Below are 13,237 nucleotides of genomic sequence, written 5' to 3' on the forward strand. Positions count from 1 at the left end.
AGCTTCTGAAGGTAACGTGCTCTGTGTCCGACTAGCTTGCTTTGGCTCGGTGGGTGTAAGGTCCGCCGGGCCTTTTTTCAGCATGTGTTCCTATAGCTGCTGAAGGTCTGGAAAAGCGAGCCGTTAGTCATACCAAAGTCGGGTATCAAGAGGGGTTGATGAGTGGACTATAATCAGATCACAAAATAGCTGAGTAGAGCTACTGTTGTTGTTTCAAACAAATATAATCCATCTGGAGACACCCATGACGAATCACACGCTGCTCAAGACCGTTGCCATTGCCGTCACCGCGGGGAGTCTGGCACTCGCCAGCCATGCCCAGGCCCGTGAGCTGCGCATGGCGCCTGGGGTGCCGCCCGCCCATCCCGCCTACGACCCGATGTTCACCCAGTTCGCCGAGCGCCTGGAGGAGAAGACCAACGGTGAGCTGACAGGCAACCTGATGGGCACCGAGGTGGCCAACATCGGCAACATGCGCAATGCCATCCGCAGCGGCCTGGTGGAGGCGGGGCTGTTCCTGCCGGCCTACTTCCCGGCCGACCTTCCCGAGATCAACCTGGTCGGCGACATGGCCTTCCTCGGCACCACGCCCCATGCCATGGCTGCGGCAGTCACGGAATATATCGTGACCTGTGCGGAATGTCAGGAAGAGCTAAAGGCGCTGGGCATCGTCTATACCAGCTCGCATGCCTCTGACCTCTATCGCATCCTGAGTACCAAGCCGGTGCGCTCTCTCGACGATCTGCGCGGCCTGCGCATGCGCGTCGGCGGCCCGCAGTACTCCCGTTGGGCCGAGTCGGTCGGCCTGACGCCGGCGACCATGTCGGTGGGTGAGACCTATGAGTCGCTCTCCCAGGGCGTGATCGAGGGGACCATCGCCTCCATCGCCGACATCATTTCCTTCCGTCTCGACGACGTGCTCAATTACGTGACCGACGTCGAGCTGGGCACCTTCCACAGCACCATCTCTCACGCCATCGGCCAGCAGGCCTGGGACAGCCTGACGGAGGAACAGCGTGAGGCGATGATCCACGCTTCCGTCGAGGCGAGCACCGCCATCACCCAGCGCTGGGGTTACGAGATGGCCGATGAGGCGCGCGACATCGCCCAGGAGAGCGGCATCGAGATTCTCGAGCCCGAGCAGGATCTTCTCGATGCCATTCCGGCCTTCATCGAAGAGGACCTGGTCTACGCCGCGGAGCAGGCTGAGCGTCGCCATGGCGTGGAGGATGCCGAGGGCAAGATCGAGCGCTTCCAGGCACTGGTCGAAAAGTGGACCGAGATCGTCGAGGAGATCGGCGACGACCCCGAGGCCATTGCCGATGCCATGAAGCGTGAAATCTTTAGTGACGTCGACTTCGCCACCTACGGTAGCTGAGTAGGTAGTGTGCCCACGAACGGCCGGCCCTCGGGCCGGCATTCGTGCCCCTGATGGAGACGCCCATGGCTGTGTTATATCGCCTGACCAACCTTGCCGCTGTCGGCTTGGCGCTGCTTGGCACTTTGGGGATTCTGCTGATGGTGGTGCACATCACGCTCGATGTGGTGTTGCGCTCGACGCTGTCGATCTCCATTCCCGCCACGCTGGAACTGGTCACCCGCTACTACCTGATCACGCTGGCGCTGCTGCCCCTGGGTTGGGTCGAGTGGCGGCGCAACATGATCAGCGTCGAAGCGCTGGAAGGCATGATGAGCCCCGGATTGATCCGTATTTCGGACGTGCTGGTCTCGCTGCTCTCGGCAGCCATTTACGCCACGCTGGCCGTGGCTACCTGGGGCAAGGCCATGGAGCAGTACCAGATCGGCGCCTACGTCATGTCCCTCAATGTGCCGATGCCCGTCTGGCCAACCTATTTCGTACTGCCCGCAGCCTTTGCACTGGCTGCCCTGGTCTGTGTGGTCAGGCTGCCGCTGCTGGCGACGGGAGCGACGTACGACCCTCCCGCGCAAGAGGAAAGGTAATTTCATGTCCGTTGCGACCGGTTTCTATGGATTGATCATCCTCCTCGTCCTGCTGGCGCTTCGCGTGCCGGTTGCGCTTGCCCTGGTGTCGGTATCGCTGGGCGGCATGACGATGATGTTCGGCTGGAGCACCGCCATCGGCATGCTCTCGTCGACGCCCTATGAGTTCATCGCCAAGTGGACGCTCAGTGCGGTACCCATGTTCCTGCTGATGGGCTTCGTCTGCTACCACGCCGGGCTCACCAACGGCCTGTTCAATGCGGCCAAGGTGGTGTTCCGCTGGCTGCCGGGTGGCGTGGCCATCTCCAGCATCTTTGCCAGCTCCGGCTTTGCGGCGGTGAGCGGCTCCAGCGTCGCCTGCTCGGCGGCCATGGGGCGCATCGCGATTCCCGAGATGGTGAAGGGCGGCTACAAGCCCAGCTTCGCCTGCGGCACCATTGCCGCGGGCGGTACCATCGGGGCGCTGATTCCCCCCAGCATCCTGATGATCGTCTACGGCGTGTTCGCCCAGGTCTCGATCACCCAGGTGTTCCTGGGCGGCATCACCATCGGTCTGCTGACTGCGGTGAGCTACTGCATCGTGATCCTGGTGGTGAGCTGGCTGCGCCCCGATATCGTGCCCCGCGAGGCCACCGGCGCCCGCGATGTCTCCCCGCGCCAGGCGCTGCTCGATATCTGGCCGGTGCTGGTGCTCGGGGTGCTGGTGTTCGGCGGGCTCTTCTCCGGCTTCTTCACCGCCACCGAGGCCGGTGCCGTGGGTGCTGCCGGGGCGATACTGATCGGGCTGATGCTGCGGCGGCTGGACGGCAGGGCAATGAAGGCGGCGCTGCTCGAGACGCTCTCCACCACCTCGGCGCTGCTGATCATCGGCGTCGGTGCCAGCATGTTCACCATGTTCCTGAGCCTGAGCGGCGTGGCCGGCTACATCACCGGCGCGGTCAGCGGCTGGGATCCGTCCTATCTCGAACTGATGCTGGTGGTGGTGCTGATCTATCTGTTCCTCGGGCTGTTCATGGAGCCCTTCGGCGCCATGCTGGTGACCCTGCCCGTGCTGCTGCCGATCTTCGAGCTGTACGACGTCAGCCTGATCTGGTTCGGCGTGCTGCTGGTCAAGCTGCTGGAGATCGGCATGATCACGCCGCCGGTGGGCATGAACATCTTCGTCATCAAGGGCGTGGCCGGGCAGTACGCCTCGCTGATGGACATCTTCCGTGGCGTGTCGACCTTCCTGGTGGCCGACATCCTGGTGGTGGCCCTGGTGATCTTCTATCCCCAGATCGTGCTGGTGCTGACCGGCTGACAGGCTGAACGGAGCATCCCGGTCGCTGTGGCCGGGGTGCTCGGGCCGGAGATTCACGAATCAAAATGTTTGTTGATTAAACAATATATCTCTCCATGCTAGGCCTGGTACGAAAAGTCGGCGAGCGATGGCCAGACAAGGCAAAAATCGGCGAAAAGACGGAGTTTACGGGGTGTAAATGAGTACTTTGAGCCGATTTTTAACGCCGTATGGGCGAGCACAGACAGTTTTCGTACAGAGCCTAGTGGTGATTTCGCAAGAGGGCCGACAACAGTGAAGCCGACAAGTGTGAACAAGATCATCGACAGTGCTGCCGCGGCGAACCTGATCCAGGACGGCGACACCGTCATCTGGACCACCGCCGGCCTGTGCGGCTTCGCCGAGGCGGTGGCCACGGCGCTGGAGCAGCGCTTCCTGGAGACCGGGGCGCCCCGCAATCTCACCGTGGCGCACAGCTGCGGCTGCGGCGACGGCAAGACCCGCGGCATGAATCATCTCGGTCACGCCGGCCTGGTCAAGCGCTTGATCAGCGGCCATACCGGGCAGGCCCCGCGCATGGGCGAGCTGATTCGCGAGAACCGCGTCGAGGGCTACCTGCTGCCCCAGGGCGTGCTGGCGCACCTGTGGCGGCATATCGCCGGCAACAAGCCCGGCGTGCTCAGCAAGGTGGGGCTCGGCACCTTCGTCGACCCGCGGCTGGAGGGCGGCAAGGCCAATACCGCCGCCGAGGAGGAGCTGGTCAAGCTGGTCGAGCTGGAAGGCGAGGAGTGGCTGCTGTATCGCACCTTCCCGGTCGACGTGGCGGTGATCCGCGCCACCACCGCCGACGAGCGCGGCAACCTGAGCATGGAGCGCGAGGCACTGTTCCTCGAGCAGCTCTCCATGGCTCAGGCGGCCAGGAACAGCGGCGGCATCGTCATCGCCCAGGTGGAGTACCTGGCCACCCAGGGCAGCCTGCATCCCAAGCAGGTCAAAGTGCCGGGCGACCTGGTCGACTACGTGGTGGTGGCCGAGCCCGAGCACCACATGCAGACCATCACCACCACCTACAACCCGGCCCTGGCCGGGGATCTCAGGGTGCCGCTGGGCGGCATCAAGCCGCTGCCGCTGGACCCGCGCAAGGTGATCGCCCGCCGTGCCGCCATGGAGCTGGTGCCGGGCGGGGTGGTCAACCTCGGTATCGGCATGCCCGAGGGGGTCTCCAGCGTGGCGGCGGAAGAGGGTGTCAGCGATCTGATGACGCTGACCACCGAGCTCGGCACCTACGGCGGCGTACCGGCCAGCGGCGGCGATTTTGCCACCGCCTACAACGCCGAGGCGATCATCGATCACGGCTACCAGTTCGACTTCTACGACGGCGGCGGCCTGGCCGTGTGCTTCTTGGGGCTGGCCCAGACCGACCACGAGGGCAACCTCAACGTCAGCAAGTTCGGCGACAAGGTGGTGGGGCCGGGCGGCTTTATCAACATCAGCCAGAACGCCCGCAAGGTGGTGTTCTGCGGCACCTTCACCAATGGCGGCAAGGTGGCGGTCGAGGACGGCAGCCTGCGGATTCTCGAGGAGGGGCCGCGGCGCAAGTTCGTCCAGCGGGTCGACCAGATCACCTTCAGCGGTCGCTATGCCAACGAGACCGGCAAACCGGTGCTGTTCGTCACCGAGCGCTGCGTGTTCGAGCTGCTCGACGGCGAGATCACCCTGACCGAAATCGCCCCCGGGCTGGGCGTCGAGCGCGACATCCTGGCGGCCATGGACTTCGTGCCGCGCATTGCCAGCGAGCTGCGCGAAATGCCGGCGGAGCTCTTCCAGCCCCAATGGGGCGGCCTGCGCGCGCATCTGACCCGCGACTGAACGGTATTTGGAGATCGGACATGTTCAAGAACGCCTACATCCCCTACGGCGGCTACTACACCACCCCCTTCTGCAAGTGGATGGGCAGCCTGGCCAACGTCAACTCCATCGAGCTGGGCGCGGCCACCAGCAAGCGCTGGTTCGCCGCCCGCGACATCGATCCCACCCTCATCGACTACCTCTACCTGGGGGTGTCGGTGGGACAGAAGTCGATCTTCTACGGCGCTCCCTGGGCCGCGGCCATGATGGGCGCCGGCCAGGCCCCCGGCCAGAACATCACCCAGGCCTGCGCCACCGCCACCACGGCGGTGTTCAATGCCGCCCTGGCGGTGGATTCCGGCAGCTTCGACACCACCTACTGCCTGCTGGCCGACCGGCCCTCCAACGGCCCGCACACCATCTGGCCCAACCCCAACGGGCCGGGCGGCGAGGTGATCGCCGAGAACTGGAACATGGACAACATCGCCGCCGACCCGGCCACCGGCAAGGACATGCTGACCACCGCCGAGAACGTGGCGCGTGAGCACGGCTTCAGCCGCGAGCAGGCCGATGAGCTGACCCTGCGACGCTACGAGCAGTACGCCGAGGCCCTGGCCAACGAGCGGGCCTTCCAGAAGCGCTACATGTTCCCGGTGGAGGTGGCGGTCTCGCGCAAGGAGACCAAGCTCGTCGAGGCCGACGAGGGCGTGGTCGCTACTTCTGCTGAGGGGCTCGCCAAGCTGCGCAGCGTGCAGTCGGACGGTATCCATACTTACGGGGCCCAGACCCACCCGGCCGATGCCAATGCCGGTATTCTGGTCACCACCCGCGAGCGTGCCCAGGCGATGAGCAGCGACCCGCAGATGGCGGTGCAGGTGGTGGCCTACGGTCATGCCCGCACCAAGCCGGCGCACATGCCGATGGCACCGGCCGAATCGGTCAAGCGCGCGCTCGCCCGGGCCGATCTCCGGCTCGACCAGATCAAGACCATCAAGAATCACACGCCCTTCATCGCCAACGACCTGCACCTGTCCAAGGCGCTGGGGCTCGATGCCCACACCTTCAACAACTACGGCACCTCGCTGGTCTACGGCCACCCCCAGGCACCGACCCTGGCGCGGCTGCTGATCGAAGCCATCGAGGAGACCGCGCTCAAGGGCGGCGGCTACGCCCTGGTGACCGGCTGCGCCGCTGGCGACTCCGCCGCGGCGCTGATCCTCAAGGTGGGGTGACGGCTGGCGGCGTGAGACTGAGAGAGGGCCTTAGGCCCTCTCCCAAAGCTCCTCTCTCAAAGCTCTCTCTCAAAGCTCTCTGGCGGAAAAGCGGCTCAGCACCGCGCCGGCGTGGCGCAGGGTATGGCCGTGGGCGCGAGCCTGGGGTGCCTGGGTGGCCATGTAGAAACGGGCCAGTTCGCTTAGCCCCGTCAGGTAGTCGGGGTCGCCGTCGTCTGTCGTACGGCGGGCTTCGGCGGCCAGCGCCAGGCGGGCCATCTGCCAGGCGCCACAGGCGATGCCAAGCATATGTAGCAGGGGTACGGCACCGGCATAGAGCACGGCGGTGTCGGCTTTGTGGGCCAGCAGCCAGTCGGCGCTCTCGTCGAGCAGGGTGGCCTGGTCGTGGAGCGGCTGCGCCAGGTCGCCGAGCTTGGCATCAGATTCGAGCCGATCGGCCGTCTCGCGGATGTCCGCGATCAGCTCGCGCAGGGTGGCGGCGTCCTCACGCAGGATCTTGCGCCCCAGCAGGTCGTTGGCCTGAATGCCGGTGGTGCCCTCATAGATGGTGATGACGCGGGCGTCGCGGAACAGCTGGGCGACCCCGGTCTCCTCGACGAAGCCCATGCCGCCGAACACCTGGATCGCCTCGTCGCAGAGGTCGTTGCCCACCTCGGTACACCAGCCCTTGGCCACCGGCATCAGCAGATCGACGTAGCGGCGGTACTTGTCGGCGACTTCGGCCTCGGGGTGGTGGCGGGCGAGGTCGAACCAGCCGGCGGCGCTGTAGAGCAGGCCGCGCATGGCCATCAGCCGGGCGCGCATCGACACCAGCATGCGCTTGACGTCGGGGTGGACGATGATGGGCTGGCCGACTTCGCCGCTGACGATGTCGCGCCCCTGCACACGCTCATGGGCGTAGGCGAGGGCGGCCTGATAGGCGCGCTCGCCCAGGGCCAGGCCCTGGATGCCCACGTTGAAGCGGGCCTCGTTCATCATCACAAACATGGTGGCCAGGCCCTGGTGCGGCTCGCCGACCAGATAGCCCAGGGCGCCGCCGTCGTCGCCGTAGCTGAGGGTGCAGGTGGGGCTGCCGTGGATGCCCATCTTGTGCTCGATGGCGATGCAGCGGATTTCGTTGCGCTGCCCCGGCTCGCCCCGTTCGTCGAGCAGGTACTTGGGCACCAGGAACAGCGACAGCCCCTTCACCCCCGGCGGGGCGTCGGGCAGCTGGGCCAGTACCAGGTGCACGATGTTGGGGGTGAGCTCGTGCTCGCCGTAGGAGATGAAGATCTTCTGGCCGAACAGGCGGTAGGCGTCATCGCCCTCGGGCTCGGCGCGCATGCGCGTGGCGGCCAGGTCGGAGCCGGCCTGGGGCTCGGTGAGGTTCATGGTGGCGGCCCACTCGCCGCTGACGATCTTGTCGAGCCAGGTGGCTTTCTGCGCCTCACTGGCGGCGATCGTCAGCGCCTCGGTCTGGCCCACGTTGAGCTGGGGCAGCATGGCGAAGGCCATGTTGGCCGAGAACCACATCTCCCACACTGGAGTGGAGACCTGCTTGGGCAGGCCCAGGCCGCCATGCTCAGGCGGCAGCGCGAGGCCGATCCAGCCGGCCTCGCGGAACTGGTCGTAGGCCGCCTGCCAGCCCTCGGGAGTGACCACTCGCTCGCCTTCCAGGCGGCAGCCCTGCTGGTCGCCGACCGGGTTGAGCGGGGCGAGCACGCCGGCGGCGAACTTGCCGGCCTCCTCCAGCACGGCGCTGACCAAGTCCGGCGAGGCGTCCTCGCAGCCGGGCAGCTCGCCGATCCGCTCGAGACCGGCCAGCTCCTCGAGGATGAACTGCATATCGCGCAGCGGTGCCTGGTAATCAAGCATGGTGGCCTTTCCGTATCTTGCTTTGTGAAAAAGGGAACGCTGATTTATGTCGCGAGCGCAGCAATAAATCAGGTTGCCTTACCTCGGAGCCATACGAATCGCCCCATCCACCCGAATGGTCTCGCCGTTGAGCATGGGGTTGTCGACGATATGGCAGGCCAGGCGGGCGAATTCGTCGGGCTCGCCCAGGCGGTTGGGGAAAGGGATGGACGAGGCCAGGGATTGCTGCGCCTCTTCCGGCAATGCCTCCATCAGCGGGGTCCTGAACAGTCCCGGGGCGATGGTCATGACGCGGATGCCGTGGCGGGCCATCTCCCGGGCGATGGGCAGGGTCATGGCCACGATGCCGCCCTTGGAGGCTGCATAGGCGGGCTGGCCGATCTGGCCGTCGAAGGCCGCTACCGAGGCGGTGTTGACGATCACTCCGCGCTCGCCGTCGGCCTGGGGCTCGCCCTTGGCCATGGCGGCGGCTGCCAGGCGCAGCATGTTGAAGGTGCCCAGCAGGTTGATGTTGACGATGCGGGCAAAGGCATCCAGCGGCAGCGGCTCGCCCTGACGATCGACCACCTTGGCGGGATCGCCGACCCCGGCACAGTTGATCAGCCCGTGCAGGCCGCCGAAGGTGTCCACGGCCAGCGCCACCACGGCCTGGGCATCGGCCTCGCTGACGACATCGGCGCGGCGGAACAGTGCGCGGTCGGTGGCGCTCCTGGCGTTCAGCTCGCCCGCCAGCGCTTCGCCGCGCTCGGCATTGAGATCGGCGATCACCACGTTGCCACCGGCGTCGTGCAGGGCGCGGGCGGTGGCTTCTCCCAGCCCCGAAGCGCCGCCGGTAACGATGAAGGTATTGTCCTGAAACTTCATGGTGTTCTCCTCAGGTGCGCGGACCCTGGCCTTTCTTGGTAAAGAAACTGCCGATGCGCTCGGCCACCTCGGGGCTGGTCTGGGTCAGAGCGGCGGTGAGCGATTCCACGAACAAGCCGTCGTCGCTGGCCATGTTGTCGATGCGCGAGATGGCGGAGACCATGGCCCAGTTGGCCATGGGGGCGTTCTCGGCGATGCGCTCGGCGAGCTGGCGGGCCTTGTCGAGGCTCTCGCCGTCGCCGACCACATAGTGGGAGAGGCCGAGACGCTGACCTTCCTCGGCCGTCATCACCCGGCCGGTGAGCATCATTTCGCACATGCGGCCTGGGCCGATGATGTTGGAGACCCGTACCGAGGCGCCGCCGCCGACGAAGATGCCGTGGCGCCCTTCCGGCAGCTGATAGACGGTGCTGGATTCGGCGACCCGGACATGGGTGGCGGTGGCCAGCTCCAGTCCGCCGCCGATGACGGCGCCCTGCATGGCGGTCACCACCGGCAGGCCGCCGTTCTGCAGGCGATCGAAGATGCGGTGCCAGCCGCGCGAATGCTGCACTACGCCGAAGGGGTCGCGATGCTGATGTTCGGCGAGGTCCAGACCGGCGCAGAAATGCTTGCCCTCGGCAGCCAGGACGATGACTCGGGCCTCTTCCGGCGTGGCCACCAGGGCTTCTTCCAGGGCGCTGAGCAAACGGTCGCTGACGGCGTTACGCTTCTCCGGGCGCGCCAGGGTGATGATGTAGATGGTGTCGTCCAGAGTCGTCTTGACGAGCGTTTCGGTCATGTGGGCCTCGGCAATAATCGTCAAGCTGATCGCTTGTTGTTCGAGAATACTGTTGTGATCTTAAACAATGTGTAGGTTACAGCAGTTGCCGAGCCGGGTCATTCCTGCCTTTCTTCGACTTTAGTCTTGCGAGAGGCTGCTGGAGGAGAAACGAAAACGGCAGCCCGAGGGCTGCCGTCAACGAAGGGGTTACTTAGCGAATGGGTGGTGGCGAATAGAGTGTGGCGAGTGAAGAACTCAGGCGCGGCACTCGTCCTGTAGCGCGAGGGCGGCTTCGTAGATCTCCCTGCCTTCCTCGCCGACTTCCTCCAGGTAGCGTTCGATGGTCTCGTTCAGCACTGGACCCCAGTCGGCATGCTCGAGGGCATTCTCGATGACCAGGAACTCGTGGCCGGCCTCTTCGGCGTCCTGGCGTCCCTGGCGAATCAGCTCGTCGTAGACCTCGGCGGCGCGCAGCGACCACTCCAGGCCGCTGTGATCGTCGATCACCTGCTGCAGGTCCTCGGGCAGGCTGTCGTAGGTGCGCTGGTTCATGGTGGCGAACAGCGACAGATCGTAGAGCGGTACCTCGGTGTGATAGTTGGCCAGCTCGTTGAGGCGGAAGGTCTTCATGCCCTCCCAGTTGAAGCTCAGCCCGTCGACCACGCCGCGCTGCATGGAGGTGAAGACCTCCGGCGCCGGCATGCCCACGGCCTGGGCGCCGAGCCGGGTGAACATGTCGCCGACCACCGGCGTGGGACGGCGCAGGCGCAGCCCTTCCAGGTCCGCCGGCGTCTCGATCAGGCGCTCCTTGGTGTGCAGGTAGCCGGGGCCGGTGGTGAACATGAACAGCGGCCGGGTATCGGAGTACTCCTCGTCGAAGTGCCCCTGCTCATAGAGCGACTGCAGGATGCATGAGCCCTGGCGGCTGCTGGCCGAGACGCCGGGTAGCTCGACCACCTGGGTCAGCGGGAAGCGCCCGGCATTGTAGCCCTGGGCGGTGGCGCCGACGTCGGCGATGCCGTTGACCACGCCCTGGTAGGCATTGTCGGCACCGGTGAGGGTGGCGCCGGGGAAGATCTCTACCTGCAGGCGCCCGTCTGAGGCCTCCTCGACGCTCTCCGCCCAGGCCTGGAAGAGCTCGCGGTCGATCAGCGAACCGCCGGGCCAGACGTGGGCGATGCGCAGGGTGGTGGCCTCGGCCAGAGCCGGTGTGGCTAGAAGGGCCGCGGTCAGGGCGCCGGTGAGGACGCTCTTCTTGGAAAGGGCGGTCACGCTCTTGCTGGGTGTCATGGGGGTGTTCCTCTTGTCGTTGTCGTCATGTGAAGCGCCTACAGGTCCAGCACCAGGACCTTGCTCTTGGCCCGCGAGCAGCAGGGAGTGAACTGGTCGTTGGCGGCGTGCTCGTCGTCGTCCAGGTAGAGGTCGCGGTGGTCGGGCTCGCCCTCCAGCACCCGGGTCAGGCAGGTGCCGCAGACGCCCTGTTCGCAGGAGACCATGATCTCGATGCCGTTCTCGGACAGCACCTGGTGCACCGTCTTGTCGGCGGGCACGGTGAAGCTGGCGCCGCTGCTGGCGATCTTGACCTCGAAGCTGCCGTCGTCCGTGGTGTCGGTCACGGCACCGGCGAAGTACTCGGTGTGCAGCCGATCGCTGGGCCAGCCCGCCGCCTTGCAGGCCGACAGCACCGCCTCGATGAAGCCGGTGGGGCCGCAGACGTAGACTCGGGCCTCGGGGTCCGGCGTGGCGACCAGCGCCGCGAGGTCGAGCTGCTGTGCCGGCTCGCCGTCGTCGAAGTGGAAGTGCACCCGCTCGGCGAAGCCGGAGGCGGCGATGCGCTGGCGGAAGGCGGTGCGCTCCGGGGAGCGCGTGCAGTAGTGCAGCTCGAACTCGGCATCGGTGTGGGCCAAGCGCTCGGCCATGCAGAGAATTGGCGTGATGCCGATGCCGCCGGCCAGCAGCAGGGTGCGACCGGCCGGCTTGAGCGGGAAGTGGTTCTTGGGCGCGCTGACCTGGATCAGATCGCCCACCTTGATCTCCTCGTGCATGGCCACCGAGCCGCCCCGGGAGGCGGGGTCGCGCAGCACGCCGATCAGGTAGCGGTCGCGCTCCTCGGGGTGATTGCACAGCGAGTACTGGCGAATCAGGCCGTCTCTCAGCCGTACGTCGATATGAGCGCCGGCGCTGAACGCCGGCAGCGGCCGACCGTGAGGATCGGCCAGCTCGAAGGTGGCGATGTCCCGGGCCTCGTCGTGGCGCGCCTTGACCTCGACGATCAGCGAGAGGGGAACGCTGCTCATGGCGTGACGCCCTCCCTGGCGGTGCGCTCCTCGGCCAGGATGCGATCGATGATGCGCCTGGCCTGTACGCCGCCGCCGTCGATGTTGAGCTTGAGCAGCTGACGCTCAGGATAGCGCAGCAGGTTGCGCTGCTGGGCCTCTAGCATGTCCAGGTCCTCGGCGAAGATCTTGCCCTGACCCTCGCGGATCTTTTCGGTGAGCTCGCCGTCTTCGGGCTTGAAGTTGCGCGCCATGCCCCAGAAGTACCAGATCGAGGTGTCGGTCTCGGGAGTGATGAAGTCGACCACGATGCTCGATGCCTTGACCGCCGCCGGGGCGTCGTAGCCGCCATTGCCGGCATGGGCCACGCCCACCTCGATCAGCACGTGGCTCGGCGGGGTGAAGCGGCAAATCTGCCAGCGATCCACCGGCACGTCGTCGGCCAGGCCGCAGCCGCGCAGGGCCGCCTGCCAGAAGGGCGGCGCAGGAATGTTCTCCATGTGTCGGCTGGTAATGACCTCGTCGCCATTCACGGTGGTCTCGGGAGCGGCCTCCTCAATCTCCGGCTGGCCGATGCTGGAGGCGTGCACGTAGGTCTCATGGGTGAGGTCCATGAGGTTGTCGATCATCAGGCGGTATTCGCAGTGAATGTGATAGAGCCCGCCGCCGTAAGCCCAGTCGGGATTGTTGGCCCAGTGCAGCTCGGGGATCAGGCTCGGGTCGGCCTGTTCGGGATCCCCCGGCCACAGCCACACGAAACCGTGGCGCTCCTCGACCGGGTAGGCACGAATGCTGGGGAAGCCGCGCACGCGCTGCCCCGGCATGCCGGCGCACTTGCCGTCGCAGCCCATCTCCAGGCCGTGGTAGCCGCACACCAGCTTGCCGTCGCGGACGAAGCCCAGCGACAGCGGGGCACCGCGGTGGGGGCAGAAATCCTCCACCGCGGCAACGCGGCCTTCGTCACCGCGAAATAGTACGATGGGCTCGTTGCAGATGGTGCGTCCCAGCGGCGTGTCCGCGATCTCGTCCGGGGTGCAGGCAACGTACCAGGTGTTCTTGGGGAAGGGGGCCTGTTGGCTCATGGTTCTCTCCTCGGCAGGGGCCGGCATGCCGGCGGCGTGAAGCCGCGCTCGGTCACGGTGGTAATATTGTGTTTGGA

At 66.0% G+C, this 13,237-nt stretch carries 11 protein-coding genes; 5 read left to right on the forward strand and 6 right to left on the reverse strand.

What is annotated here, in order from left to right; translation table 11 throughout:
• The first annotated feature begins 244 nt into the window (after window positions 1-244).
• The 5 genes from dctP to H1D44_RS18370 all read left to right on the forward strand — a co-directional run bounded on the left by dctP (window position 245) and on the right by H1D44_RS18370 (window position 6,321).
• Complete coding sequence (gene dctP / locus H1D44_RS18350) at window positions 245-1,378, forward strand: TRAP transporter substrate-binding protein DctP (protein WP_181516701.1); 1,134 nt, start codon at window positions 245-247, stop codon at window positions 1,376-1,378.
• Window positions 1,379-1,443: 65 nt separating this feature from the next.
• Entirely contained in the window at window positions 1,444-1,962 is a 519-nt protein-coding gene (locus H1D44_RS18355) for a TRAP transporter small permease (RefSeq protein WP_181516703.1), read from the forward strand.
• A 4-nt stretch (window positions 1,963-1,966) separates the two neighbouring features.
• Window positions 1,967-3,262, forward strand: coding sequence for a TRAP transporter large permease (locus H1D44_RS18360; protein WP_181516705.1), 1,296 nt, complete (start codon window positions 1,967-1,969; stop codon window positions 3,260-3,262).
• 273 nt (window positions 3,263-3,535) lie between these two features.
• Window positions 3,536-5,110 (forward strand): acyl CoA:acetate/3-ketoacid CoA transferase, encoded by a 1,575-nt coding sequence (locus H1D44_RS18365; protein WP_238984560.1) that lies wholly within the window; start codon window positions 3,536-3,538, stop codon window positions 5,108-5,110.
• 20 nt (window positions 5,111-5,130) lie between these two features.
• Complete coding sequence (locus H1D44_RS18370) at window positions 5,131-6,321, forward strand: thiolase family protein (RefSeq protein ID WP_181516707.1); 1,191 nt, start codon at window positions 5,131-5,133, stop codon at window positions 6,319-6,321.
• A 69-nt stretch (window positions 6,322-6,390) separates the two neighbouring features.
• On the opposite strand, the gene H1D44_RS18375 is transcribed toward H1D44_RS18370, so the two are convergent.
• From H1D44_RS18375 to H1D44_RS18400, 6 genes are all read right to left on the reverse strand, one after another.
• The gene (locus tag H1D44_RS18375) at window positions 6,391-8,175 is read right to left on the reverse strand and encodes an acyl-CoA dehydrogenase (protein ID WP_181516709.1); all 1,785 of its coding nucleotides are present in this window, start codon (window positions 8,173-8,175) and stop codon (window positions 6,391-6,393) included.
• Between the two features lie 78 nt (window positions 8,176-8,253).
• Window positions 8,254-9,039: a 3-hydroxyacyl-CoA dehydrogenase gene (locus H1D44_RS18380; RefSeq protein ID WP_181516711.1), complete on the reverse strand. Its 786-nt coding sequence runs from the start codon at window positions 9,037-9,039 to the stop codon at window positions 8,254-8,256.
• 10 nt (window positions 9,040-9,049) lie between these two features.
• A complete protein-coding gene (locus H1D44_RS18385; RefSeq protein WP_181516713.1) occupies window positions 9,050-9,820 on the reverse strand; it encodes a crotonase/enoyl-CoA hydratase family protein in 771 nt (256 codons plus the stop codon).
• A 237-nt stretch (window positions 9,821-10,057) separates the two neighbouring features.
• Complete coding sequence (locus H1D44_RS18390; protein ID WP_181516715.1) at window positions 10,058-11,092, reverse strand: TRAP transporter substrate-binding protein; 1,035 nt, start codon at window positions 11,090-11,092, stop codon at window positions 10,058-10,060.
• Window positions 11,093-11,130: 38 nt separating this feature from the next.
• Window positions 11,131-12,099, reverse strand: coding sequence for a PDR/VanB family oxidoreductase (locus tag H1D44_RS18395; protein ID WP_181516717.1), 969 nt, complete (start codon window positions 12,097-12,099; stop codon window positions 11,131-11,133).
• A complete protein-coding gene (locus tag H1D44_RS18400) occupies window positions 12,096-13,160 on the reverse strand; it encodes an aromatic ring-hydroxylating dioxygenase subunit alpha (protein WP_181516719.1) in 1,065 nt (354 codons plus the stop codon). Before H1D44_RS18400 ends, H1D44_RS18395 begins: the two co-directional genes overlap by 4 nt.
• Window positions 13,161-13,237: the final 77 nt, after the last annotated feature.

Origin of the sequence: Billgrantia kenyensis (genome assembly GCF_013697085.1) — a bacterium.
Classification (GTDB): domain Bacteria; phylum Pseudomonadota; class Gammaproteobacteria; order Pseudomonadales; family Halomonadaceae; genus Halomonas; species Halomonas kenyensis.

Coding starts and splice junctions, on each gene's coding strand:
- H1D44_RS18370 (WP_181516707.1), top strand. CDS start 5,131: ATGTTCAAGAACGCCTACATCCCCTACGGCGGCTACTACACCACCCCC.
- H1D44_RS18375 (WP_181516709.1), bottom strand. CDS start 8,175: ATGCTTGATTACCAGGCACCGCTGCGCGATATGCAGTTCATCCTCGAG.
- H1D44_RS18390 (WP_181516715.1), bottom strand. CDS start 11,092: ATGACACCCAGCAAGAGCGTGACCGCCCTTTCCAAGAAGAGCGTCCTC.
- H1D44_RS18400 (WP_181516719.1), bottom strand. CDS start 13,160: ATGAGCCAACAGGCCCCCTTCCCCAAGAACACCTGGTACGTTGCCTGC.
- H1D44_RS18395 (WP_181516717.1), bottom strand. CDS start 12,099: ATGAGCAGCGTTCCCCTCTCGCTGATCGTCGAGGTCAAGGCGCGCCAC.
- H1D44_RS18355 (WP_181516703.1), top strand. CDS start 1,444: ATGGCTGTGTTATATCGCCTGACCAACCTTGCCGCTGTCGGCTTGGCG.
- H1D44_RS18380 (WP_181516711.1), bottom strand. CDS start 9,039: ATGAAGTTTCAGGACAATACCTTCATCGTTACCGGCGGCGCTTCGGGG.
- dctP (WP_181516701.1), top strand. CDS start 245: ATGACGAATCACACGCTGCTCAAGACCGTTGCCATTGCCGTCACCGCG.
- H1D44_RS18385 (WP_181516713.1), bottom strand. CDS start 9,820: ATGACCGAAACGCTCGTCAAGACGACTCTGGACGACACCATCTACATC.
- H1D44_RS18360 (WP_181516705.1), top strand. CDS start 1,967: ATGTCCGTTGCGACCGGTTTCTATGGATTGATCATCCTCCTCGTCCTG.